The following is a 23,073-nucleotide window of genomic DNA, read 5'->3' as shown; positions in this document are numbered from 1 at the left end:
GAGGAACGGATAAGTAAATGTGGACACCATTACAGAGAGCCGGAGCTGCTGGAAGCCGGTATGGGATGCCAGATTGAATATGGTCCGGGAGGAACTGTGTTCGAGCGGGAGACCTGAAGCCGGGTCCTGCGTAAGGGCACGGCGTGTTCCAGCGTTAATGGACAGTTCCATTAAGGAACTGACGAAGCCTGCGCTCTGTGAGGAGCCGGGGAATGTTGGGTGGTATCGCGTGAGTTTACTCTCGCCCCATAATCGGGGCGGGAGTTTTTTGCGTAGAATTGATTAGGGATAACGAAGGGATGATGAAGCAATGAGCGAGCAAAAAACCTTTTATCTGACAACACCAATCTATTATCCGAGTGACAAGCTGCATATCGGGCATGCGTATTCCACGGTAGCCGGTGACGCGATGGCCCGGTACAAGCGGCTGCGCGGCTATGAGGTGCGCTATCTGACGGGGACGGACGAGCACGGGCAGAAGATTGAAGAGAAGGCCGGGAAGGCCGGGAAGACCCCGCAGGAGTTCGTGGACGGGATTGTAGTCGGTATTAAGGATCTGTGGAAGAAGCTGGACATTTCGAACGATGACTTCATCCGCACCACGGAGGAGCGCCACAAGAAGGTGGTTGCTGATATTTTTGACCGCCTGCTGAAGCAGGGCGATATCTACAAAGGGGAATACGAAGGCTGGTACTGTATTTCGGATGAGACCTTCTACACCGAGACTCAGCTCGTGGATATTGAACGTGATGCTGACGGCAAGATTACCGGAGGGAAAAGTCCCGACAGCGGACATCCGGTGGAGCTGGTCAAGGAGGAGAGCTACTTCTTCCGCATGAGCAAATATGCTGACCGTCTGCTGAAGTTCTATGAGGAGAACCCGGAGTTTATCCTGCCGGAATCCCGCAAGAATGAGATGATCAACAACTTCATCAAGCCGGGTCTGGAGGATCTTGCCGTATCCCGTACGACTTTTGACTGGGGCGTTAAGGTAAAAGGGGACGAGAAGCATGTAGTGTACGTGTGGATCGATGCGCTTACCAACTACATCACGGCTCTCGGCTATGGCTCGGAGGACCGCAGCCTGTATGAGAAGTACTGGCCAGCGGATGTGCACATCGTCGGGAAGGAAATCGTCCGCTTCCATACGATTTACTGGCCGATCATTCTGATGGCGCTCGGCGAACCGTTGCCGAAGAAGGTATTCGCGCACGGCTGGCTGCTGATGAAGGATGGCAAGATGTCCAAATCCAAGGGCAATGTGGTTGATCCGGTGACGCTGATTGACCGCTATGGCCTCGATGCCCTGCGTTATTATCTGCTGCGCGAGGTTCCTTTTGGCTCGGACGGCACCTTCACGCCGGAGAGCTTCGTGGACCGGATCAACTATGATCTGGCCAATGACCTTGGCAACCTGCTGAACCGGACCGGCGCAATGGTGGAGAAGTACTTCGGCGGGGAGCTTCCGGCATACACCGGGCAAGTCACCGCATTTGACGGCGAGCTCGAGGCGGTAGTGCAGAACACTTACGCCAAAGTGGAAGAGGCGATGGAGAAGATGGAATTCTCCGTAGCCCTGACCGCGATCGGCGCGCTGATCAGCCGGACGAACAAGTACATTGACGAGACCCAGCCGTGGGTGCTCGCTAAGGACGAGAGCCGCAGCGCTGAGCTGGCTTCGGTGATGCGGCATCTGGTAGAGGGACTGCGCACCGCGTCCATTCTGCTCCAGCCGTTCCTGACCGGCGCTCCGGCGAAGATCTGGGAGCAGCTGGGCATTCAGCCGGGCGAGCTGACTACGTGGGAGAGCGGCAGATCCTTCGGCCTGATCCCGGCGGGTACCCGGCTGGTGAAGGGCGACCCGATCTTTCCGCGACTGGATGTGGCGCAGGAGGTTGCGTACATCGCCGAAGCGATGGGAGCCGGGAAGCCGGCCGCTGCGGAGGCAGCGCCTGCAGCGGCGGCTGCTGTGGCCCCGGAATCGGCTGCTGCCGATCCGGAGGAAGAGGAGCATAAGGAAGAAATCGGCATCGACGATTTCGCCAAGGCAGAGCTGCGCGTAGCCCAGGTCATCGCCTGCGAGCCGGTGAAGAAGGCGGATAAGCTGCTGAAGCTGCAGCTGGACCTTGGATACGAGCAGCGCCAGGTGGTATCCGGCATTGCGAAGTTCTACACACCGGAGGAGCTGGTGGGCCGCAAGGTGATCTGCATTGTGAACCTGAAGCCGGTGAAGCTGCGCGGTGAGCTGTCCCAGGGCATGATCCTGGCCGCCTCCAAGGGCGAGCAGCTGACCATTGCAACCGTGCCGGACAGCATGCCAAACGGAGCGATTGTGAAATAAGGATGCGAAGCGTATCCGCATAATGACAGACGCAGCAATCCCCGCAAGCCACAGGCAGCGGGGATTGCTGCGCCTTGCATTAGGGCGGCTGGGCTCAGAGCCGCTTGCAGACCCGCGATGATAGATCAGAGTTGACTTATCGTAACGATTACTATTATAATTCTGATAGTAAATTTTACGATTTAAGGGGTCGATAGAGAAATGTTAACTAAGAGCTTACGAAAAGGGCTGCTGCTCGCCGCTGCCTTGCTGCTTACGATTGCGCTGGCCGCATGCGGGCCGAAGAGCAGCGGAAGCATCGCCCAAGGAAAAGTCAACGTGATTACTACTTTTTATCCCATATATGAATTCACTGCAGAAATCGGCGGCGAAGATGCCAACGTCATCAACCTGCTTCCTGTAGGGGTAGAGCCGCATGACTGGACACCGCGCAGCCAGGATATCATAAGTACCTCCAAGGCGCAGCTGTTCCTGTATAACGGAGCGGGGCTGGAGGGCTGGGTCCCTAATTTCCTCAAGAGCCTGGATGGTGACAGCAAGACCAAGGCTGTGGAGGTTAGTCAAGGGGTGAAGCTGATTACAACCGACGAAGACGACGGGCATGATCACGGCCATGAGCATGAAGGGGAAGAAGCGGAAGCAGACGGGCACGGAGACAGCCTGCATACCGACCCGCATACCTGGGTAAGCCCGAAGTCGGCGCTTGTGATGGCCAAGAATATCAAGGATAGTCTTCAGGCAGTTGATCCTGCGCATACCGCAGGTTATGAAGAGCGTTATCAGAAGCTTGCGGAGCGCCTGAGCGCGCTGGATCTGAAGTTCACCGAAGAGCTGGGCAAGCTGCCCGGCAAGGAGATTGTTGTATCTCATCAGGCGTTCTCCTATCTGGCGCGGGACTACGGCCTGTCCCAACATGCCATTATGGGGCTGTCGCCGGACGCTGAGCCGCGCGGGCAGGATCTGGTGAAGCTGGCGGCGCTGGTTAAGGCAGAGGGCATCCGTTATATTTTCTTCGAGGAGCTTGTATCCGATAAGCTGGCCAAGACACTGGCAGGTGAGACGGGTGTGTCCACAATGGTGCTGAATCCGGTAGAAGGGCTGACCGAGGCCCAGCAGAAGAACGGGGACAACTATTTCACCTTAATGGAGAAAAATTTGCAAAATCTCATTCTGGCCTTACAATAATAAGGAAAGTATAAGTGAAAGGCGGTACTTCACATGCAACCGGTATCCCTGGACTGCCATCAGCATATGATCGAAATACAGGATTTGTCCTTTTCCTATGGTGAACAGAAGGTCATCTCGAATTTGAATTATACGGTAAAAGAACGTGATTTCCTCGGCATCCTTGGCTCAAACGGTGCGGGCAAGACCACCCTGCTCAAGATGATTGTCGGCCTTCTGCCTGCCACCAGCGGGGAGATTAAATTGTTCGGCCAGCCGGTGCGGAAATTCAAGGACTGGGAGCGGATCGGCTATGTGCCGCAGAAGAATGCGTTCAACCCGCTGTTCCCGGCAACCGTCCGTGAGGTTGTACTGTCCGGCCTGTACAACAATAAGAACCTGATCCGGCGGGTCTCGAAGGCCCAGCACCGGCAGTGTGAGGATGCGCTGGAAGTGATGCGGATTCAGGACATTGCCGAGAAAAGAGTCGGCCAGCTGTCCGGCGGCCAGCAGCAGCGTGTCTTCCTGGCCCGCGCACTGATCAACCACCCGGATCTGCTGATTCTGGATGAGCCTACCGTCGGTATCGACGCCGAGACCCAGGCCGGATTCTTCGAGCTCATCATGCATATGCATGCCCATCATCATATGACCTTCCTGATGGTCTCACATGATATCGACATGATGAAGAATTACCTCGGCAGCGAGCCGGTCCAGAAGAACGGCAAAATCAACTTCTACTGCCGCCACTCGCATGATGCCCAGGACTGCGCCGTCGATAATCTGCAGCACACATTGTCCTGATCGTTGACATTGGCTGATAAGAGAATAGTTACTCTGATCATTAAACGGTATGCTAGAACTGCAGCCTATTGTATTTTGTACAGTAGATTGCCCGAATTTCTGCCCTTTTTGCTGTTCTGTTGCAGTTTGTACATTAGATTCTTTGAAATGGGCCTTTTTCCAGCCCTTCTGCCAATATCCATTGTACGAAATACAATAGAACCCGATTAACCGCTCAAAAGTTAAGATTCTGTTGTACGTTCTGCAATCGGAGGCTGAGATGTTGTCAGGATCTCATCAGTTGGATCGTCCATTGTACAACATAGGACGACCTAGTCAGTTTTCGGATCGTCGATTGTACAACATAGGACGATCATTTAATCTTTTGACCTTAATCTTTTGATCTTAGTCTTTTGATCTTAATCTTGTAACGTATGTAGATCCCGTCTGCTGTGAAGCGTATCCCGCAGGGAGGCAAAGCGATCCTTCCGCCCAACGTTCCTAAGCGCCGCAAGTCGGACCTCCCACGCCAATTGCACTTGACGGGTGTCCAGAGGGCAGAGCCCTTGGGGCCCTCCCTTCGGGAAGGGAGGGTTTGGGAGGGATCGAAAGTAGGTTTATATTTGAAAGGTAGGAGACATCATCTTGGAAATCCTGTTTAGTGATTTTTTCCAGCGGGCGCTGGCCGGCGGGCTGATGATTGGGATTACGGCGCCGCTGATCGGCGTTTTTCTGGTGCTGCGCCGCCTGTCCATGATCGGAGATACGCTGGCGCATGTTACGATTGCCGGGGTAGCGCTGGGCTTCCTAACCGGCTTTTACCCGCTTGGCGCGGGGCTGATCTTTGCGGTCGTGGCCTCGTTTGCCATTGAGAAGCTGCGCAAGGCTTACAAAAGCTACGCCGAGCTGTCGATTGCGATCATCATGTCGGGCGGTGTAGCGCTGGCCTCACTTTTTTTCACCCTGGGCAAAGGGTATAATGCAGATGTAATGAGCTATTTGTTCGGCAGCATCTATACGCTGAATACGACGGACCTTGTCGTGGTCGGCATTGTAACCATTGCGGTGGTGGTGGTCGTAACCTTATTCTTCAAAGAATTCTTCCTGCTCAGCTTCGAGGAGGATGCAGCCAGTGTCAGCGGACTTCCGGTGAAGCTGCTCAATATGCTGATTACAGTGTTAACGGCCCTGGTGATCAGTACGGCGATCAAGATTGTCGGCTCGCTGCTGGTGTCTGCGCTGCTGACGATTCCGGTGGCCATCAGCCTGCTGCTGTCGCGCAGCTTCAAGTCTTCGGTCATTCTGTCCGTGGCGATTGCCGAGATTGCCGTCATTGGCGGGCTTGTCATCGCAGGGGTATGGAACCTGGCTCCGGGAGCGACGATCGTCCTGCTGCTGATTGCACTGCTGACCTTAACCCTGATCGGTAAAAAGGGGCTGCCGGCCTAACGGACAAGGTGCTAACCGGCTGCTCCAACGGCACCAACTACATAACTGAACTACTGCTATATGAAGTGACCCGAATATGGAAGGAGATGCGCCCGTGTCCAACCTAAATGCAGGAATCGCTTTTGCCGCCGGAGTAGCGTCATTCATATCGCCGTGTTGCTTGCCGCTCTATCCTTCGTATCTATCTTATATTACCGGCTTATCGGTGCAGGAGCTGAAGAGTGGAAGCAACAGCAAAGAGGTCCGTCTCCGGACCCTCTCGCATACGCTGGCGTTCATTTTAGGCTTCTCGGCAGTGTTCTATACCCTTGGCTTTGGCGCCGGACTGTTCGGCGAATTCTTCAACGGCCAGCGGGATCTGATCCGCCAATTGTCAGCCATCTTAATCATTGTTATGGGACTTTTCCTGCTGGGTGTGTTCCAGCCGCAGTTCCTGCTGCGCGAACGCAAGATGGAGCTGAGATGGAAGCCCGCGGGGTACCTCGGCTCCTTCATCTTCGGCATCGGGTTCTCGGCCGGCTGGTCGCCCTGCATCGGACCGATTCTAACCGCTATTATTGCACTGTCGGCCAGTGATCCGGGAACGTGGTTTACGATGATTACGGCGTATAGTATCGGCTTTGCGCTGCCGTTCTTCGGACTGGCCTTTTTCCTGGGCGGAGCGCGGAAGATCCTGAAATACTCCAATCTGCTGATGAAGCTGGGCGGCGGGCTGATGGTATTCATGGGCATCCTGCTGTTCACCGACCAGATGTTCCGCATTACGATCTGGCTGCAGGGCATCACGCCGAGCTGGCTGATTTTCTAGGCGGGGACTTAGGTGAAATAATCAATAGCTGCTTCTGGAAAATGTTCAAAAATCCGCTCTGTGATGAATTCGCGCAGGGCGGTTTGCTGTTCATCGGGGTAGACATATTTGTTCTGTCCCCATTTGCCCCATTTCTTCTTGCGCTTCTCGATGTCCATCTCCAGCTTCGACTTCGGATAACGCTTCTCGATGACGGTCTTGGCCGTCTTGGTGAAGCGGTGCTGGATCATCTCAAAAGTCAGTCCTGTGCCGATTCCCGGGGGCAGTGCAGCCGCCAGCTTCTCCAGCAGCTCCGCATAGCCCGCTTCCCAGCCGTCATGCCAGATAATAGGGGCAATGATGAAGCCCAGCGGATACCCGGCACGGGCGATCTGTCCGGCGGCCTCTATCCGTTCCTCGAACCGTGAGGTGGCAGGCTCGAAGTTCTTGATCACGTAGTCGGCGTTAACGCTGAAGCGTACCCGGGTATGGCCGTTATGCTTCAATCCGAGCAGCGGCTCGACATGCTGGTATTTGGTTACAAAACGCAGCCGCCCGAGCGGCTCCTCCGCGATGAATTCAATCAGTTCTGTCAGCGAGCCGGTAATATGCTCAAGGCCGAGCGGATCTGAGGTACAAGCCGCTTCGAACGTCGTGATCTCCGGCGAACGCTCCGTGATATATTTTTTGGCCGCATCGATGATGTCTCCGGTATTGACATAGACGCGGATGTAAGGCTTCGCTCCAAGCGTAGTCTGCAGGTAACAATAATGGCAGTGGCCCATACAGCCGGTGGCAATCGGAATCGCATAATCGGCGGACGGCTTCGACTGGTCAAAGGTGAGTGTTTTACGCAAGCCGACCACCAGCGTTCTTTTGGCGATTTTGTATTGCTCGACCTCCGTCTCGCCAGGCAGATTGGTGATTCGGTTATGCGAAGTTGTCATGCGGTAAGGGATGTTGCGGGACTTCACCCATTCCATAATCCGCTCGCCCTTGGGGTAATTGAGTGCTTCAGGCTCAAAGAATACAAGCTCGGGAATGAACAGGCCGGTGAGCTTTCGCGTTCTTTTGGCAGGAGGGTGTTCGGGTGTAATTAAGGTCATCATTTCACGCTCCTTAGGGATGAGGATACCGTTATTGTGCCAATCCGCAGGCGAATGGAATCATGGTAAACATCACTAAGCAGGGAAGCGGCTGACCGGCAGGACTTGCCAAGGAGCGGCAGAACCATGTATCATTGTTAGAGCAAGGCCCGGTCCCACCGTTACGCTCATTATAGAAAAGAGGTAAGCTAGAATGCCAACACCCAGCATGGAGGATTATTTGGAGCGCATATATAAGCTCATCGACGAGAAGGGTTATGCGCGGGTCTCGGATATTGCCGAAGGGCTGGAAGTCCATCCCTCCTCTGTGACCAAGATGATCCAAAAACTGGATAAGGACGAATATCTCATCTATGAGAAATATCGTGGGCTTGTCCTAACAAGCAAAGGAAAAAAAGTGGGGAAACGTCTGGTGGACCGCCATCAGCTGCTGGAGGAGTTCCTCGGGATCATTGGGGTACAGCAAGAGCATATTTATAAGGATGTTGAAGGCATTGAGCATCACTTGAGCTGGGATTCCATCACCCGGATTGAAACGCTGGTGGAGTATTTCCGCCGGGATGAAGCGCGTGTGCAGACCTTGTACGATATTCACCTTGAGATGGCCAGCGATTCATAAACGTGGCTTTTTTTGTTTGATTAGCGCAACCTTTCCAGTTTTTTTACGTCAAAACGGGTACCGTTCCTTTTTCACTACAAGGAAGGAGGGACTCCGTTTACACCAAAGAGCGGCCTTCTCCCTTACTTAAGGTTGAGAGGGCCATTTTTTATATATACACATAACTTCAACACCTGGGAGGAATTATGAATTACCGTAAATGGATCGCTGGACTGCTCGTGTTAATGCTATGTCTGCCCGTGTGGACGACAAGTGCGCGTGCAGCTTCTGTGCAAATCACGATTGAACTCGATGGGGAAACGCTGAGCCCGGATGTGCCGCCGTATATTACACGTACCAACGTTACGATGGTGCCGGCCGGTGTGATCAGCCAGGGACTGGGTGCCGGTGTGAAATGGGAGCAGGCCAGTAAGACAGCAACCATCACCAAGGATAATAATGTCATTCAACTGACCAGCGGCAAGACAAGCGCCATCGTTAACGGGGCTTCCGTCCGTCTGGATACCTCTGTGCAGATTACGCAGGGCCGGGTCATGGTCCCGCTGCGGTTTGTAAGTGAGCAGCTCGGGCTACAGGTCCTCTGGGATCAGGCTACGAAGCATATTTCCTTGTATTCAGGGAAAGAGATCGGCGGGCCTTCTACGCCTGTAGCGCCGACAGTGCCGACAGTACCTGTACCTAGTGTGCCTTCGCCGTCTGTACCTTCACCTACGGTACCCGCACCAACTGTCCCCTCCATTCCTGGCGCTAAGACCGGGAAGGCCATGAAGGGGGCCTGGGTATCCACTGTGTATAACCTGGACTGGCCTTCCACCTCGTCCGCAGGCAATCCCGACAAGCAGAAGAAGGAGTTCGACAGCCTGCTGGACAAGCTGAAGGCGGCCGGATTCAATAGTGTATTCGTGCAGGTCAGACCATCCGGTGACGCGCTCTATCCTTCACAGATCGTGCCCTGGTCCAAGGTGCTTAGCGGTACGCAGGGTAAAGAGCCCGGCTATGACCCGCTTGCCTATATGGTTGGCAGTGCCCACAGCCGGGGGATGCAGCTGCATGCCTGGTTCAATCCGTTCCGGGCCACCACAGATGCTACTACCAGCAGTCTGGCCCCCAATCATGTAGCCAAGCTGCATCCGGACTGGATCGTCAAGGCCGAGAACAAGCTGTACATAAATCCGGGGATTCCGGAAGCGAGGCAGCATATCATTGACACCGTGATGGAGGTGGTCAGAGGGTATGATATTGACGGGGTACATCTGGATGATTATTTCTATCCGTCCAATGTAGCTTTTGCCGATGATACGGCCTTCAAGGCCTTCAATGCGCAAGGAATTGCTGGCAAAGGAGACTGGCGGCGGGATAATATCAACCAGTTCATCCGCCAGCTCGGGCAGGAGATTCATGCAGCCAAGCCATCCGTCTCTTACGGGGTCAGCCCTTTCGGCGTATGGCGCAACAAAAAGGTAGACAGCACCGGCTCCGATACTACGGCAGGGGTGTCAGCCTATGACGATATGTATGCGGATGTGCGCACCTGGATTCAGCGCGGCTGGATCGATTATGTTGCCCCGCAGGTCTATTGGAGCCTCTCCTTCAGCGCCGCACGTTACGACAAGCTGGTGGACTGGTGGGTGAACGAGGTTAAGGGAACGAACGTTAAGCTGTATATTGGCCTGGCCTCCTACAAGGTGGGGGATACCAAGCAGACTGCGGAATGGCAGAGCGGGGATCAGATTATCAACCAGCTCAAATATAATGAGAAGTACGATGAGGTGGGAGGCAGTATCCTGTTCCGGGCGAATGATATTGTCGTCCGTGATCCTTACGGGCTGGCCAGCCTGCTCAGCTTCTATTTCAAGAGTTAAGTCATGAATAGTCCCCCGTGCTCATAGATAACAATACATTCTATGGAACGGGGGTTTGCCATGTATGGAGATTAACGCAGTATTTGAAGGCGGAGGCGTCAAAGGAATTGCCCTTGCAGGTGCCGTAGAGGCGACGGAACGCGCGGGCCGGACCTTCGGGAGGGTAGCGGGGACCTCCTCCGGCTCGATTATTGCTTCGCTCCTGGCAGCGGGGTACAGCGGGGAGGCGATGAGCCGGATTATCCGGCATACGCCGTTCACCGCGTTCCTGAAACGGGGAGCGCTATACAACACAGCCTACCTTGGACCGGCCCTGCGCGTGCTGCTCAAGAAGGGGCTGTACTCGGGCCAGGCGCTGGAATCGTGGATTCGCGGCCTGCTGCTGGAGAAGGGAGTAGTGACGTTCCGGGACCTGCCGCGCGGCAAGCTGCGGGTAATTACGTCAGACATCACCAACGGGCGGATTGTGGTGCTGCCGGGCGATCTGGTGCTGTACGGGATAGAACCGGACAGCTTCGAAGTCGCCAAGGCGGTGCGGATGAGCTGCAGCATTCCGTATTTCTTCGATCCGGTGATCCTGCGGCTGGCCGGAGAAGCAGCGAGGGGGAAGCCGTTCAGCGGGCAGCTGGTCTATATGGTGGACGGTGGGGTGCTGAGTAATTTCCCGCTCTGGCTGTTCGATGAGAAGCAGGACGGCTTCCAGTCCCCCGGGCGCAGAACGCCAACCATAGGCTACCAGCTGATCGGGAAGACGGCTCCGCAGCCGCATCATATCACGGGGCCGTTCAGCATGCTGGAGGCGATGGTGGAGACGATGCTCTCCGCCCATGATGAACGTTATATTGAGACAGATAAATTCGTACGTACGGTCAAAATTCCTACACTGGGCATCTCCACCACCCAGTTTCATATCCCGCAGACGCAGACCGATGCGCTGTATATGGCGGGCATAGCGGCCGGAGAAGACTTCTTCGCGAACTATCGTCCGGCACCTCCGCCCGGCAGCTGGAGGTAAAGTCTACTTCCTGCCGGTCTCAAGCGGAAACAAAAAGGCATCCCGCACGTTATCTTCTAACGTCGGGATGCCTTTTGTGTCTCTGTTTCACTGAACTCAGTGATATTTGGGCAGCTGATCATCATTCTTGCCCTTACTGCCTTCAATGACCTGGAAGGGATAGCTTTTGCGCTTGCCGGTTGAGCCTGTGGTCTTGCGGATGCCGGCCACCTTGGACATCGTCTTGGCAGACGGTTTGACCTTGGTGCGCGGACGTCCGGGTCCGCCGCCCATTCTGCCGGGGACTATCTTGTAGGCGTAATACAGCAGTCCCAGCAGAATCAGGGGGAGGATGAAGAAGGACAGGGCCATCAGGCCGCGTGCCATAATATCCATCACCAGGCCCCATACGGCAAGTGCTGTCGTAATCCAAAATATCAAAGCATGTCTGATCATTGGCTACTCATCCTTTCGCAGGATCCAAAATGCCGCCTGACACACTTGCCTCCGAATATCCTTTTGCTTCTATTGCAGCGTCCAGCTCCCGCATCCGGTTGAAGGAGGCGATCGACACCTCTACCATATCGTCCTTAGGCTCCTTGGTAGTCAGCAGCTGCAGCCACAGGCCCGGGTACCCCAGATACTTAAGGCCGGGAATATCTCTTACCGCATTGGTGCCCTTCAGTACCTCGAACGAGATTCCGATGACTACCGGCAAGAGAACGATACGCTGCAGGACCCGCTCCATCAGGGAGTTCCAAGGGACGACCGAGTAGATAATCACACCGAGGATAATCGTCAGCATCATGAAGCTGCTTCCGCAGCGGTAATGCAGACGGCTGTACTTCTGTACGTTCTCTACGGTCAGCTCTTCACCGGCTTCGAAGGCGCTGATCACCTTATGCTCGGCGCCGTGATACTGAAAGAGCCGCTTAATCACTGGCGTCTGCGAGATCGCCCAGAGATAGACGAGCAGCAGAATCAGCTTAATGCCGCCTTCCACAAGGTTGTGCAGAATATAGTTGTCAAATACATTCTTGAACAAAAAATCTTCTACGAAAACCGGGACCAGTGTGAAAATCAGCTTGCCGAACAGGAAGGAGAGAATACCCATTACAGCAACGCCGAAGATCATGCCGAGGCTCCAGCCTTCATCCTTCTTCTTCTCCTTGCCGTTCGCCTGCCGCTTGGCAAGCTCTTCCGGCTCTGTCTCATCCTCGGCATAGGATTCTGCCGAATAGTTCAGATGCTTCGAGCCTTTGGCGCTGGAATCTATAATACTGACAATGCCGCGAAGCAGCGGAATCTTGCGCAGTTTAAGGACCCAGCTCTTATCGCTCTTCGGCACCTCCAAAAATGTAATCTCCTGATTCTTTCGTCTTACGGCTGTTACGTTGACATGCTTGCCGCCGAACATGACGCCTTCGATGACGGCTTGGCCGCCGTAACTGGGAGTTTCCTGGGACAACCAATTCACCTTCCCGTATATTGATATGATTTATATAATACATTGTAACTAATTTTTAAACACATTACTAGTTGGATTGCCGTTTGCTGTACATACTAGCTATAGAGAGAGAAGTGGAAACCGGATTCACCCCATACCGAAAGAGAGGCAGTTCTATGAGTTCTTCAAGCAAGCAAAAGACCGTTCAGACCAATCCTTTTTATTTCTCCATTGAACTGGGTTATTTCGCCGGTTTAATCTGGGGAGGAATGCACTGGCTGATGTATGTTCTGCACTTCACCAAGGTCATCCCGGGATTTTTGGCAGAACCCTTGTTCAAGCATGAATTCTTGCTGACCCCTGCCGGGCATCTGCTCGGATATCTATGCTTCATCGTACTCTCAGTACTGTCCTCCCTGATCTACGTGTTTATCTTCCGGAAGCTGGGCGGGCCTTGGCCGGGGATGATATACGGGGTGCTGTGGTGGTCGGTCCTGTTCCTTGCGTGCTCGCGCTTATTCCTGATGCAGCCGCCGTTTAAGCTGCCGTGGACCACGGTCATCAGCGAATTCTGCCTCTTCCTGCTCTGGGGATTATTCATCGGATATACAGCGGCAATCGAGTATACAGATGAACGCAAACGCGAACAGCAGACGAAGCTGGCCTAAGCCCTTCGAAAAAACTTCTCAGTTGGCCTGCCGCTATGGTAAAATACAATGTGGCTATTTCGAGAGGAGAATGAAAATGGGCAACAAGCGCGTCTCCAAGCTGCGTAAGGTTCTGCAGGAACTGGGACTGGATGCGATGTTAATTACCAGCGGATATAACCGCCGCTATCTGAGCGGGTTCACCGGCTCCTCCGGTTATGTGCTGGTTACCGGTGATGACAGTTATCTGCTGACGGACTTCCGGTATATGACACAGGCCTCGGAACAGGTGAACGGCCTGAAGGTAGTGCAGCATGAGTCGAAATTCATCGATACCGTACGTGAACTGCTGCCGAAGGGCGGACAAGTCCGGGTAGGCTTCGAGCAGGATGATGTGACCTTCAGCGCGTACACCGCTTATGCGGCGGCTCTTGAGCCGGCGGTTATGGTACCGGTGTCGAAGGCTGTTGAGAACCTGCGCATGTTCAAGGACGAGGAAGAGCTGGCTGTGATGCAGCGGGCTGCTGATCTGGCTGACGCCACGTTCAGCCATATCCTGAATGTAATCAAGCCGGGCATGACGGAACGCGATGTCGATCTGGAAATGGAATTCTACATGCGTACGCATGGAGCGACTTCATCTTCGTTCGATACCATCGTTGCCTCCGGCGAGCGTTCGGCAATGCCGCATGGTGTGGCGAGCAGCAAGGTTATCGGGAACAACGAGTTCGTCACCTTCGATTTCGGCGCGCTCCTGGACGGTTACTGTTCGGATGTGACCCGTACGATTGCTCTGGGATCACCGGACCCCAAGCTGAAGGAGATCTATGATATTGTGCTTGAAGCACAGCTTCACGCCCTGGCGCATATCAAGCCCGGCATGACCGGCCGTGAATGCGATGCCCTGGCCCGCGATATCATCACCCGTTACGGGTACGGTGAATACTTCGGCCACAGCACAGGCCATGGTCTCGGAATGGAAGTACATGAATGGCCGCGGCTGTCCAAGCTGGCGGATGAAGTGCTCCAGCCGGGGATGGTTGTCACCGTGGAGCCGGGAATTTACCTCTCGGGCCTTGGCGGCGTACGGATTGAAGATGATATTGTCATTACCGAGAGCGGTATCACGCTGCTGACACATTCATCGAAGGATTATATGGTATTGTAAGACAATATTATTCAGTTCATTTATGGATTCCAGGAGGGATTTTTTGTGATTTCAGTTAACGATTTCAAGACAGGCCTAACCGTAGAAGTAGAAGGGGACATCTTCACCGTCCTAGATTTCCAGCACGTGAAGCCGGGGAAAGGCGCAGCCTTCGTCCGCTCCAAGCTGAAGAACCTGCGTAACGGCAACACGGTAGAGCGCACCTTCCGTGCCGGCGAAACGATCGGCCGTGCCATCATCGAGAACCGTGGCGTGCAGTACCTGTATGCAAGCGGCTCTGACCATGTGTTCATGGACAACGAGACGTATGACCAGTTCGAATTGTCAGCCAAGCAGCTCGAATGGGAGCTTAACTTCCTTAGAGAGAACATGACCGTGAACATCGTCAGCTACCAGGGCGAGATCCTCGGAATCAACCTGCCGACCAGCGTAGAGCTGAAGGTTACTGAGACCGAACCGGGCGTGAAGGGCAATACCGCTCAAGGCGCAACCAAGGCAGCTACCCTGGAGACCGGTCATACGGTACATGTTCCGCTGTTCATTAATGAAGGAGATGTTCTCCTGGTCGATACCCGCGAAGGTAAATACATCTCCCGCGCGTAAGAGCCTTTTTGGACTGTGGATGTAATTTGAGGGCCTCCCCCGCTTGATGCGGCGGAGGTCTTTTTTGCAAATATAAAAACTTATATGTTTCACGCTATACATTATCCTTCTATTTCCCGCTGAAACGGTACCATCCTTCAAAAGGACGGCAAAGCCGTTTCCACTTGTGTGGCAGGCTGGCCGAGAGGGAAGAAGTGATGGGAAAAGGTGATAAAAAGGATGAAAGGGATAATTCCCTCAGACGGACGTCTCCGGTGGGGCGGAATGTGGAGTGAAGGAGAGTAATGAGGTGCACTAGTGCACCAGAATGAAGCCAAAGTAGGCTGGATGAGCGAATGAGGAGCACTAGTGCACCTGAATGGGGCCAAAGTAGGCTGGATGAGCGAATGAGGTGCACTAGTGCACCAGAATGGAGCCAAAGTAGGCTGGATGAGCGAATGAGGTGCACTAGTGCACCTGAATTGGGCCGAAGCGGGCCGGATGAGCGAATGAGGTGCACTAGTGCACCTGAATTGGGCCGAAGTAGGCTGGATGAGCGAATGAGGTGCACTAGTGCACCTGAATTGGGCCGAAGTAGGCTGGATTAGCAAATGAGGTGCACTAGTGCACCTGAATTGGGCCGAAGCGGGCTGGATGAGCAAATGAGGTGCATTAGTGCACCAGAATGGAGCCAAAGTAGGCTGGATGAGCGAATGAGGAGCATTAGTGCACCAAAATTGGGCCAAAGCGGGCCGGATGAGCGAATGAGGTGCACTAGTGAACCTGAATTGGGCTGAAGCGGGCTGGATGAGCGAATGAGGTGCACTAGTGCTCCTGTGAGGGTTCGGGGTTAGGCCGTGTTCCTTAAAAATGGGCACTTAATTTTGTGAAACCATTAACGCATGTTATGATTTTCGTATTATACTGTGTTAAAGCATTAACCAAAATATAAGCTACTTTAGAGCGAAATAGGGAGTGAATGGGACTTTGTCACTTTATGTCATGAAATTCGGGGGAAGCTCCGTTGGCGACATTGAACGCATGAAGCGTGTCGCCGGGCGGATCGCAGCCAAGCAGGACGAAGGGCATCGCTGCGTTGTGGTGGTATCCGCTATGGGGGATACGACAGATGATCTGATCGATCAGGCTATACAGCTGAACGGTCAGCCCCCCGCACGCGAAATGGATATGCTGATGACTACGGGCGAGCAGATCTCCGTGGCGCTGCTGTCCATCGCACTTCACGGGATAGGCCGGAATGCCGTATCCTATACAGGCTGGCAGGCCGGGTTCCGTACCGATGAGACCCATGGCCGGGCACGGATCAGCGAGATTGTGCCGCGCCGGGTGCTGGAGTCGCTGGAGCGCGAGCAGATTGTCATTGTAGCGGGCTTCCAGGGAATGACGCTCGACGGTGAGATCACCACGCTGGGCCGCGGAGGCTCGGATACTACAGCAGTTGCGCTGGCCGCAGCGATTAAGGCGGATGTCTGTGAGATCTACACCGATGTAGACGGCATCTACTCTACAGACCCGCGTATTGTGAAGAAGGCGCGCAAGCTGAATGAAATCTCTTATGACGAGATGCTGGAGTTGGCTAATCTCGGAGCAGCCGTGCTGCATCCGCGTGCCGTGGAATATGCCAAACGATATCAAGTGAAGCTGGTCGTCAGATCGAGCTTTAACCATAATGAAGGTACTGTTGTGAAGGAGGAAGCAAGCATGGAGCAGGGTGTGGTGGTAAGCGGAATTGCCTATGACAAGAATGTGGCCCGGATCAGTATTCTGGGAGTTCCGGATGTGCCGGGGGTACTCGCCCAGGTATTCGGCAAGCTGGCCGATGAAGGTGTAGATGTCGATATTATCGTACAGAGCGGGGTGCAGAATGAGACCGCCGACTTCTCCTTCACCTTGGGGCTCGGTGATCTTGTGAAGGCCAAAGAGGTCATCGAGGGTCTGCACAGCGTATTGCCTTACCGCGAAGTGACTTCTGAGGACAGTCTGATCAAGGTGTCGATTGTCGGCGCCGGAATGGTCAGCCACCCGGGCGTTGCCGCCAAGATGTTCGAAGTCATCTCGAACGAAGGCGTGAGCATCAAGATGGTCAGCACCTCCGAGATCAAGGTGTCGTGTGTCATCGAATCCGGTAACCTGCAGCAGATCATCCAGGCGCTGCATACCGCGTATAACCTGGATACAGAAGAGCAAGCCTTCGTCGGAGGTCCGCAGGACCGCCGCTAAGGCTGCCGGATCGGATCATAATTACAGAAGATGCAAAAAGAGTGCTGTTCCCCGCAGAAGCGGAGAACAGCACTCTTTTTGCATCATATATTCCTAACTCAGCCGCCGGAACCGGCCCATAATCTCGACCGTCTCCAGTACGTTCACGAAGGATTTCGGATCGGTCTCCAGAATCGTCTTGCGCAGATCGGCCAGCTCATAGCGGGTGGTTACGGTCATCAGCATCGTGTTGCCTTCATGGCTGTACCCTCCCTCCGCGTTCACCACGGTAATGCCGTGCGGCAGACTGGTCAGCCGGTTCAGCATTTTCTCGCGCTCCTTCGTGACGATGAAGCAGGTCAGCTTGATATGACGGATGTGGATCATGTCCACGACCCGGCTTTTGACGAAGATACAGAGCATCGCGTACAGTGCGGAATCCCAGCTTTTGAAGAAGCCGAGACTTAAGATCACCAGACCGTCCATGACGAACAGCACCGTGCCCATGGGAATATCCCGCTTGCGGGTAATGATGGAGCCGAGAATGTCGAAGCCCCCGGAAGATCCTCCCGCCCGCAGAGAGAAGCCGACCCCTCCCGCAATAATCACCCCGCCGAAGATACTGGCCAGAATCGGGTCCTTGGTGAGCTTCACTACAGGAATAACGGTCAAAAACCAGGTGGTGGACAGAACGGACAGCATGCTATAGCAGATGTACTTTTTCCCCACGGCAACGAAGCCCCAGATCAGGATTGGCAGGTTGATGGCGAAATAATACAGCGAGATGTACTTCGGATGGGTCAAATAACCGATGATGGAGGCTGTCCCGGCTACACCGCCGCTGAGCAGCTGATGCGGTATCAGGAACAGGCGGAGTCCGGCCGCTACCAGGAAGGCTGAAAATATAATAATAGCTACCTCTTTAACCTGTCTGGCTCTCGTTCCTGATACAAGCGGTACTACGAAATTACGAACCTGCATGATTGTGATCCCCTTCTTTGTCAGTTATCTTTGGATGCGGAAAAATAATTTTATCATACCGATGATATTTTTTTATAGAGGGCAGCACTATGATATCTTTCACACCTCCTGAAATCTCCGCTAGTATCCCCATTTCTTCTTGTCTAAAGTCGCCCTTTTCCGCATATCCATGGATAACAGCTTGTTTGATGTGCAATGAATGATGCGCGCGGTCCATAGATTTGAACAAGGGAGTTGAGATATTTGGACAAGTATGTAAGCTGGATGGCTGCCCTGCGGCTGCTGTCCGGCAGTGTGGAGATTGCGGCGGCCTTGATTATGCTGAGGCTGAATCAGGTGGATAAGGCGCTGGCTGTCAATTCGGGACTGGCACTCGTCGGCCCTACGATCCTGATTCTAACCACCGCTGTAGGCCTGACAGGGATGGCAGAGCAGTTGTCCTGGGGCAAGCTGGGCTGGATTGGCTGCGGGGTGGCTATTCTCTTATTCGGGATTCTGAAGAAATGATAGATGATAGGCATAAAGCACAAGTACAAGCATAAATATGGAATAAAGCTATTTAGTAGAGGACAGCTTGGGGGTACCTGGTATGGCTAATGACTGGCTTCTGTTGTTTCCCGAAAAAGTAAGAGCGCTGCTCGGCGGCCTCCCCGCTGCGCTCCTGGACAAGGTGGAGGAGATTCGCGTCCGTGAGGGACGGCCGCTCGAGATCAACTATTCCGGCAAGTATCATTTCATCGCTGATGGCGGCCGCCTGACCCAGCTTCCCGGCGAGGCTTACCGGCCGGACCGGGAGGATACGCACCGGCTGCTGGATCTCATCAGCAACCATTCCCTCTATACGATGGAAGAGGAGCTGCGCAAGGGCTTCATCACCATTCCCGGCGGACACCGGATCGGCCTCTCGGGCCGGACAGTCTTAAGCGGGGGCGGCGTGGAGCATCTGCGTGATATTACCGGCTTCAACGTGCGGATTGCCCGTGAGGTGCATGGCATCGCCGACGGAGTGCTGCCGTATCTGCTGGACCGGGGACGGCAGCGGGTCATGCATACGCTGATCCTGTCCCCGCCGCAGCACGGCAAGACTACGCTGCTGCGCGATCTGGCCAGGCAGCTCTCAGCAGGTGCAGGCAGCGGCCGGGAGGGCAGCCGGCCGGGGCTGAAGGTCGGCATCGTCGACGAACGCTCCGAGATCGCCGGGAGCCGCCGGGGGATTCCGGCCTTCGATGTCGGGCCGCGTACGGATATCCTGGACGGCTGCCCGAAGGCGGAAGGCATGATGATGATGATCCGCTCGCTGTCGCCCGATGTGCTGATCGCCGATGAAATCGGCCGCATGGAGGACGCGGAGGCGGTGACCGAGGCGTTGCATGCAGGGATCTCGGTGGTCGCGTCCGCGCACGGCAAGGAAGTGTCCGAGCTGGCCCGGCGGCCCGGACTGGGCGGGCTGCTGGAGCACATGATGTTCGAGCGGTATGTGATACTGCACCGGGGAGCCTCCGGCTTGTCCTTCCGCATTCTGGACGCCCAGAAGCGCGGGCTGCTGCTGGTCCCGCCGGAGGACCGTCCGGTGTCAGGGGGCGACCGCCATGCTTAAGCTGCTTGGCGCGGTGCTGATCGTGCTGGCCGGCACGCTGGCCGGCTTCAAGCGGGCGGCCCAGTATGCCGACCGTCCGAGGCATATCCGGGCCTTGATTGCAGCGCTCCAGCGGCTGGAGACCGAGATCCAATACGGCTACACTCCGCTGCCTGAGGCGCTGCGCCGGATCGGGATGCAGACGAAGGAGCCGCTGCGGGCCTTCTTCCTTACAGCGGCGGACGAGATGACTCCGCCGCATAACCACAGTGCGGAAGAGGCCATCGGACGATCGATGGAAGCCCACTGGAGCAGCGCATCGCTGCGGGGCACGGAGAAGGAGATCATCCGGCAGCTCAGCTGCACGCTCGGCACCAGTGACCGGCCGAATCAGAGCACGCATATTGCTCTGGCTTTACAGCAACTGAAGCAGGAGGAGACAGCGGCCAGAGAAGATCAGGGCAAGTATGAGAAGGTGAGCAAAAGCCTGGGGCTGCTGCTTGGAGCATTGATCGTCATTTTGATCTTTTAGCGAGGTGCCAGGAATGAATATTGAAGTCAACGCGATCTTTCAGATTGCCGGCATCGGCATCATTATCGCCATGATCCACACGGTGCTTAAGCAGATGGGCAAAGAGGATATTGCCCACTGGGTAACGATTGTCGGCTTTATTATCGTCCTGTTCATGGTCATCCGGATGCTGGATGGGCTGCTGCAGGAAATCAAAACGATTTTTCTTTTTCAATAGGCTGGAGTTATGGAAATCATTCAGATTGTGGGAATCGGCATCTTGGCGACGGTCCTTATCCTCGTCCTGAAGGAACAAAAGCCGGTATTCGCCTTCCTGCTGACCACGGCGGCCGGCATTCTGATCTTCCTGTTCCTGATCGGCAAGATTGGTACGATTCTCGGTACGCTGGAGCGGGTGGCGGAGTCCTCCGGGATGGAAATGATCCACATCAAAACCGTGTTCAAGATCATTGGCATCTCCTATATCGCCGAATTCGGGGCGCAGATTGTGAGGGATGCCGGACAGGAATCCATTGCTTCCAAGATTGAGCTGGCCGGTAAGGTGCTGATCATGGTGCTGGCTGTTCCGATTATCAGCATTATTATTGAAACGGTCATGAAGCTGCTGCCTGCCTGATGCAGCGGGACATGCCGGACAAGTTGGAGGAAAGCAGAGGTGAGGGGAATGCAGGAGCATCATGTTTTTCGGCCGCCAAAAGGAGTGAAACCGCTCTTGCTTCTCCCGGTCCTGCTGCTGGTGATTCAGATACTTCTGCTGTGCGGGGGCTCGGCAAGTGCTGCAAGTGCTGCAAGCGCTGGAACTGCTGGAACCGCTGGAACCGCTGGAACCGCTGGAACCGCGTCTCCGGGTCCGTCAGCACCGGCCGCAGGCGGCAGCGGAGGCTCACCTTCTCCGGTTGACCAGTGGGTGAAGGGGCAGGTGGAGCATCTGCCGAAGGACAAGGTGGAGTCTTACTGGGACCAGCTGATGAAGGATTACGGGGGATTTTTCCCGGAGGGCCGGACGCCTTCCTTGATGGATATGCTGCTGCCGGGAGATAAGGGCTTAAGCTTCAAAAGCGTATTGTCCGGCCTGATGAACTTCATGTGGCACGAGGTGCTCTATAACGGCAAGCTACTGGTCACGATTGTGATGATCAGTGTGCTGAGCATGATTCTGGAGACGCTGCAGACTGCTTTTGAACGGAAATCAGTCAGCAAGATCGCCTATATGCTCTGTTACATGGTGGTGCTGGTTATCGCCGTCAACAGCTTCAATGTCGCTATCGGCTATGCCAAGGATGCCATCGACCGGATGATCGATTTCATGATGGCCATGATTCCGCTGCTGTTCGCGCTGCTGGCTTCGATGGGCAATATCGTCACGGTGTCGGTGACCCATCCGCTGATCGTGTTCATGATCCATACCGTAGGCACACTGATTCATACGCTCGTCTTCCCGCTGCTGTTCTTCTCGGCGGTGCTGCATCTGGTGAGCGCCATGTCGGAGAAATACAAGCTGACCCATCTGGCCAATCTGCTGCGCAATATCGGGGCCGGGCTGCTCGGGGTGCTGCTCACCGTGTTCCTCGGCGTGATCTCGGTCAGGGGGATAACCAGCTCGGTTACAGACGGTGTGACCATACGCGCCGCCAAATATATTACAGGGAATTTCGTGCCGGTCATCGGCAAAATGTTCGCGGATGCCACCGACACGGTCATCTCGGCTTCGCTGCTGGTGAAGAACGCCATCGGGCTCTCGGGAGTGATCATCATCCTCTTCCTGTGCGCGTTCCCGGCGATCAAAATCCTGATTCTCGCCCTGATCTACAATCTGGCCGCCGCTGTGATGCAGCCGCTGGGCGAGACGCCGATCGTAACCTGCTTGCAGACGATCGGCAAAAGCATGATTTATGTGTTCGCGGCGCTCGCCGCCGTCTCGCTGATGTTCTTCCTGGCCGTCACCATTATGCTGACTGCGGGCAATGTGACCGTGATGATGCGCTAGAACGAAAAGACAAGGAGGTGCGCCATGTCCTGGCTCAGCAGTTGGCTTCATGAGCTGATTCTCGTCGTGCTGATGGCTGCATTTGTGGAGATGCTGCTGCCCAGCAAATCCATGGAACGCTACGCCAGGCTGGTGCTCAGCCTGCTGGTCCTGCTGACGATGCTCAGCCCGCTTGTCTCTCTGCTGAAGGGGGATGCCAGCAAGGAGCTGACCGTGGCGATGCAGCAGCAGGAGAGAAGCGGGGGGCTGCTGAACGGGGTGGGCGATAGCCCGGATTCGCTGGACAAGATTCTGGCGGACGGGCGGATGCTCGCCGCCGGAGCACGCGATCAGAGCCTGAAGCTGGCTGCCGAGGAAATCGCCGGCCAGATGCGGGACCAGATTGCCGGGAGCACCGGGGCCGGCGGGGTGAAGGTTACAGTGGCGCTGGCCATGGGGCCGAATCCGAATGCGCCGCTGGGCGAGGATGTGCCGCTGATCTCTTCGGTCACGGTAGCTCTTCCGCCGGAGGAGGGCGGCTCCGGGGGCGCTGTCCCGGACGCAGGCACCGCAGCGCTCCCCTCAGCCCGGCCGATACAGATAACCCCCGTGAAGCCGGTCCAGGTCAGTCTGGAGGGCAGCGGCGGGGATAGCGAAGGGCAGGAAGCATCCTCCTCAGGGGGTTCAGCTCCGGCATCCGCCTCCTCCGGGAACGGAACGGGTGGAACGCAGGAGACCCTGGCGGAGGAAGCCGGAACAATTATCAGGCTGCTGGAGCAGAACTGGAACCTGGACCCCGCGCTGATCAAGGTGCAGAGCAGCGGGGGCGGGACCGTGAAATCATAAGAG

At 55.2% G+C, this 23,073-nt stretch carries 23 protein-coding genes and 1 other annotated feature (1 of these 24 cut by a window edge); of the genes, 19 read left to right on the top strand and 4 right to left on the bottom strand.

Annotated elements, in window-relative coordinates:
• Positions 1 to 252 (top strand) — a binding site (T-box leader) (it extends 8 nt beyond the left edge of the window).
• 58 nt (positions 253 to 310) lie between these two features.
• The 5 genes from metG (at position 311) to MHH28_RS11750 (ending at position 6,545) form a co-directional block, all read left to right on the top strand.
• Complete coding sequence (metG, locus tag MHH28_RS11770; RefSeq protein WP_405115049.1) at positions 311 to 2,341, top strand: methionine--tRNA ligase; 2,031 nt, start codon at positions 311 to 313, stop codon at positions 2,339 to 2,341.
• Between the two features lie 201 nt (positions 2,342 to 2,542).
• Positions 2,543 to 3,526 carry a metal ABC transporter solute-binding protein, Zn/Mn family gene (locus tag MHH28_RS11765; RefSeq protein WP_405115047.1) on the top strand — a complete coding sequence of 328 codons (984 nt, stop codon included), beginning with the start codon at positions 2,543 to 2,545 and terminating at the stop codon, positions 3,524 to 3,526.
• Positions 3,527 to 3,559: 33 nt separating this feature from the next.
• Positions 3,560 to 4,309, top strand: a complete 750-nt coding sequence (locus MHH28_RS11760) for a metal ABC transporter ATP-binding protein (RefSeq protein ID WP_405115045.1) — start codon at positions 3,560 to 3,562, stop codon at positions 4,307 to 4,309.
• 624 nt (positions 4,310 to 4,933) lie between these two features.
• Positions 4,934 to 5,737, top strand: a complete 804-nt coding sequence (locus tag MHH28_RS11755) for a metal ABC transporter permease (RefSeq protein WP_405115043.1) — start codon at positions 4,934 to 4,936, stop codon at positions 5,735 to 5,737.
• Positions 5,738 to 5,831: 94 nt separating this feature from the next.
• Positions 5,832 to 6,545, top strand: a complete 714-nt coding sequence (locus MHH28_RS11750) for a cytochrome c biogenesis CcdA family protein (protein WP_405115041.1) — start codon at positions 5,832 to 5,834, stop codon at positions 6,543 to 6,545.
• Positions 6,546 to 6,553: 8 nt separating this feature from the next.
• Here the strand turns inward: MHH28_RS11750 and splB are convergent, their stop codons facing one another.
• Positions 6,554 to 7,630, bottom strand: coding sequence for a spore photoproduct lyase (gene splB / locus MHH28_RS11745; RefSeq protein WP_405117017.1), 1,077 nt, complete (start codon positions 7,628 to 7,630; stop codon positions 6,554 to 6,556).
• A 193-nt stretch (positions 7,631 to 7,823) separates the two neighbouring features.
• Here splB and mntR point away from each other — a divergent pair, with 193 nt between their 5' ends.
• The 3 genes from mntR to MHH28_RS11730 all read left to right on the top strand — a co-directional run bounded on the left by mntR (position 7,824) and on the right by MHH28_RS11730 (position 11,126).
• Positions 7,824 to 8,249: a transcriptional regulator MntR gene (gene mntR, locus MHH28_RS11740; RefSeq protein ID WP_405115038.1), complete on the top strand. Its 426-nt coding sequence runs from the start codon at positions 7,824 to 7,826 to the stop codon at positions 8,247 to 8,249.
• Between the two features lie 185 nt (positions 8,250 to 8,434).
• Complete coding sequence (locus MHH28_RS11735; protein ID WP_405115036.1) at positions 8,435 to 10,111, top strand: family 10 glycosylhydrolase; 1,677 nt, start codon at positions 8,435 to 8,437, stop codon at positions 10,109 to 10,111.
• Between the two features lie 64 nt (positions 10,112 to 10,175).
• Positions 10,176 to 11,126, top strand: coding sequence for a patatin-like phospholipase family protein (locus MHH28_RS11730; RefSeq protein WP_405115034.1), 951 nt, complete (start codon positions 10,176 to 10,178; stop codon positions 11,124 to 11,126).
• 96 nt (positions 11,127 to 11,222) lie between these two features.
• Here MHH28_RS11730 and MHH28_RS11725 read toward each other — a convergent pair whose 3' ends face one another.
• Both MHH28_RS11725 and MHH28_RS11720 read right to left on the bottom strand, forming a co-directional pair.
• A complete protein-coding gene (locus tag MHH28_RS11725) occupies positions 11,223 to 11,561 on the bottom strand; it encodes a hypothetical protein (protein WP_405115032.1) in 339 nt (112 codons plus the stop codon).
• Positions 11,562 to 11,568: 7 nt separating this feature from the next.
• Positions 11,569 to 12,522: a DUF1385 domain-containing protein gene (locus MHH28_RS11720; RefSeq protein ID WP_405117015.1), complete on the bottom strand. Its 954-nt coding sequence runs from the start codon at positions 12,520 to 12,522 to the stop codon at positions 11,569 to 11,571.
• A gap of 206 nt (positions 12,523 to 12,728) precedes the next feature.
• Here MHH28_RS11720 and MHH28_RS11715 point away from each other — a divergent pair, with 206 nt between their 5' ends.
• From MHH28_RS11715 to MHH28_RS11700, 4 genes are all read left to right on the top strand, one after another.
• On the top strand, positions 12,729 to 13,220 hold the full coding sequence (locus tag MHH28_RS11715) for a YqhR family membrane protein (protein ID WP_405115030.1): 492 nt from the start codon (positions 12,729 to 12,731) through the stop codon (positions 13,218 to 13,220).
• 76 nt (positions 13,221 to 13,296) lie between these two features.
• On the top strand, positions 13,297 to 14,367 hold the full coding sequence (locus tag MHH28_RS11710; RefSeq protein ID WP_405115028.1) for a M24 family metallopeptidase: 1,071 nt from the start codon (positions 13,297 to 13,299) through the stop codon (positions 14,365 to 14,367).
• A 45-nt stretch (positions 14,368 to 14,412) separates the two neighbouring features.
• Positions 14,413 to 14,970 (top strand): elongation factor P, encoded by a 558-nt coding sequence (efp, locus tag MHH28_RS11705; protein ID WP_405115026.1) that lies wholly within the window; start codon positions 14,413 to 14,415, stop codon positions 14,968 to 14,970.
• Between the two features lie 966 nt (positions 14,971 to 15,936).
• On the top strand, positions 15,937 to 17,190 hold the full coding sequence (locus tag MHH28_RS11700; protein WP_405115024.1) for an aspartate kinase: 1,254 nt from the start codon (positions 15,937 to 15,939) through the stop codon (positions 17,188 to 17,190).
• A 93-nt stretch (positions 17,191 to 17,283) separates the two neighbouring features.
• Here the strand turns inward: MHH28_RS11700 and MHH28_RS11695 are convergent, their stop codons facing one another.
• Positions 17,284 to 18,150, bottom strand: a complete 867-nt coding sequence (locus MHH28_RS11695) for a YitT family protein (RefSeq protein ID WP_405115021.1) — start codon at positions 18,148 to 18,150, stop codon at positions 17,284 to 17,286.
• A gap of 243 nt (positions 18,151 to 18,393) precedes the next feature.
• On the opposite strand from MHH28_RS11695, the gene MHH28_RS11690 reads away from it, so the two are divergent.
• The 7 genes from MHH28_RS11690 to spoIIIAF all read left to right on the top strand — a co-directional run bounded on the left by MHH28_RS11690 (position 18,394) and on the right by spoIIIAF (position 23,070).
• Positions 18,394 to 18,657: a YqhV family protein gene (locus MHH28_RS11690; RefSeq protein WP_405115019.1), complete on the top strand. Its 264-nt coding sequence runs from the start codon at positions 18,394 to 18,396 to the stop codon at positions 18,655 to 18,657.
• 82 nt (positions 18,658 to 18,739) lie between these two features.
• Entirely contained in the window at positions 18,740 to 19,747 is a 1,008-nt protein-coding gene (gene spoIIIAA, locus MHH28_RS11685; protein ID WP_405115017.1) for a stage III sporulation protein AA, read from the top strand.
• Positions 19,740 to 20,258, top strand: a complete 519-nt coding sequence (gene spoIIIAB, locus MHH28_RS11680) for a stage III sporulation protein SpoIIIAB (protein WP_405115015.1) — start codon at positions 19,740 to 19,742, stop codon at positions 20,256 to 20,258. The genes spoIIIAA and spoIIIAB overlap by 8 nt, the downstream gene beginning before the upstream one ends.
• A gap of 13 nt (positions 20,259 to 20,271) precedes the next feature.
• Positions 20,272 to 20,475 carry a stage III sporulation protein AC gene (gene spoIIIAC, locus MHH28_RS11675; protein ID WP_020426549.1) on the top strand — a complete coding sequence of 68 codons (204 nt, stop codon included), beginning with the start codon at positions 20,272 to 20,274 and terminating at the stop codon, positions 20,473 to 20,475.
• Between the two features lie 9 nt (positions 20,476 to 20,484).
• Positions 20,485 to 20,874 (top strand): stage III sporulation protein AD, encoded by a 390-nt coding sequence (spoIIIAD, locus tag MHH28_RS11670; protein WP_036698407.1) that lies wholly within the window; start codon positions 20,485 to 20,487, stop codon positions 20,872 to 20,874.
• Between the two features lie 48 nt (positions 20,875 to 20,922).
• Positions 20,923 to 22,245, top strand: a complete 1,323-nt coding sequence (spoIIIAE, locus tag MHH28_RS11665; protein ID WP_405117012.1) for a stage III sporulation protein AE — start codon at positions 20,923 to 20,925, stop codon at positions 22,243 to 22,245.
• A gap of 24 nt (positions 22,246 to 22,269) precedes the next feature.
• A complete protein-coding gene (gene spoIIIAF / locus MHH28_RS11660) occupies positions 22,270 to 23,070 on the top strand; it encodes a stage III sporulation protein AF (RefSeq protein WP_405115011.1) in 801 nt (266 codons plus the stop codon).
• Positions 23,071 to 23,073 lie beyond the last annotated feature (3 nt).

Origin of the sequence: Paenibacillus sp. FSL K6-1217, from assembly GCF_045040735.1 — a bacterium.
Classification (GTDB): domain Bacteria; phylum Bacillota; class Bacilli; order Paenibacillales; family Paenibacillaceae; genus Paenibacillus_AQ.
The sequence above is the reverse complement of the archived record's forward strand: the minus strand, read 5'-3'. Positions and strand labels throughout refer to the sequence as shown.

Coding starts and splice junctions, on each gene's coding strand:
- spoIIIAC (WP_020426549.1), top strand. CDS start 20,272: ATGAATATTGAAGTCAACGCGATCTTTCAGATTGCCGGCATCGGCATC.
- mntR (WP_405115038.1), top strand. CDS start 7,824: ATGCCAACACCCAGCATGGAGGATTATTTGGAGCGCATATATAAGCTC.
- MHH28_RS11730 (WP_405115034.1), top strand. CDS start 10,176: ATGGAGATTAACGCAGTATTTGAAGGCGGAGGCGTCAAAGGAATTGCC.
- spoIIIAA (WP_405115017.1), top strand. CDS start 18,740: ATGGCTAATGACTGGCTTCTGTTGTTTCCCGAAAAAGTAAGAGCGCTG.
- splB (WP_405117017.1), bottom strand. CDS start 7,630: ATGACCTTAATTACACCCGAACACCCTCCTGCCAAAAGAACGCGAAAG.
- MHH28_RS11715 (WP_405115030.1), top strand. CDS start 12,729: ATGAGTTCTTCAAGCAAGCAAAAGACCGTTCAGACCAATCCTTTTTAT.
- spoIIIAF (WP_405115011.1), top strand. CDS start 22,270: ATGTCCTGGCTCAGCAGTTGGCTTCATGAGCTGATTCTCGTCGTGCTG.
- MHH28_RS11760 (WP_405115045.1), top strand. CDS start 3,560: ATGCAACCGGTATCCCTGGACTGCCATCAGCATATGATCGAAATACAG.
- spoIIIAB (WP_405115015.1), top strand. CDS start 19,740: ATGCTTAAGCTGCTTGGCGCGGTGCTGATCGTGCTGGCCGGCACGCTG.
- MHH28_RS11720 (WP_405117015.1), bottom strand. CDS start 12,522: ATGTTCGGCGGCAAGCATGTCAACGTAACAGCCGTAAGACGAAAGAAT.
- MHH28_RS11735 (WP_405115036.1), top strand. CDS start 8,435: ATGAATTACCGTAAATGGATCGCTGGACTGCTCGTGTTAATGCTATGT.
- MHH28_RS11725 (WP_405115032.1), bottom strand. CDS start 11,561: ATGATCAGACATGCTTTGATATTTTGGATTACGACAGCACTTGCCGTA.
- metG (WP_405115049.1), top strand. CDS start 311: ATGAGCGAGCAAAAAACCTTTTATCTGACAACACCAATCTATTATCCG.
- MHH28_RS11710 (WP_405115028.1), top strand. CDS start 13,297: ATGGGCAACAAGCGCGTCTCCAAGCTGCGTAAGGTTCTGCAGGAACTG.
- MHH28_RS11695 (WP_405115021.1), bottom strand. CDS start 18,150: ATGCAGGTTCGTAATTTCGTAGTACCGCTTGTATCAGGAACGAGAGCC.
- MHH28_RS11765 (WP_405115047.1), top strand. CDS start 2,543: ATGTTAACTAAGAGCTTACGAAAAGGGCTGCTGCTCGCCGCTGCCTTG.
- spoIIIAD (WP_036698407.1), top strand. CDS start 20,485: ATGGAAATCATTCAGATTGTGGGAATCGGCATCTTGGCGACGGTCCTT.
- spoIIIAE (WP_405117012.1), top strand. CDS start 20,923: ATGCAGGAGCATCATGTTTTTCGGCCGCCAAAAGGAGTGAAACCGCTC.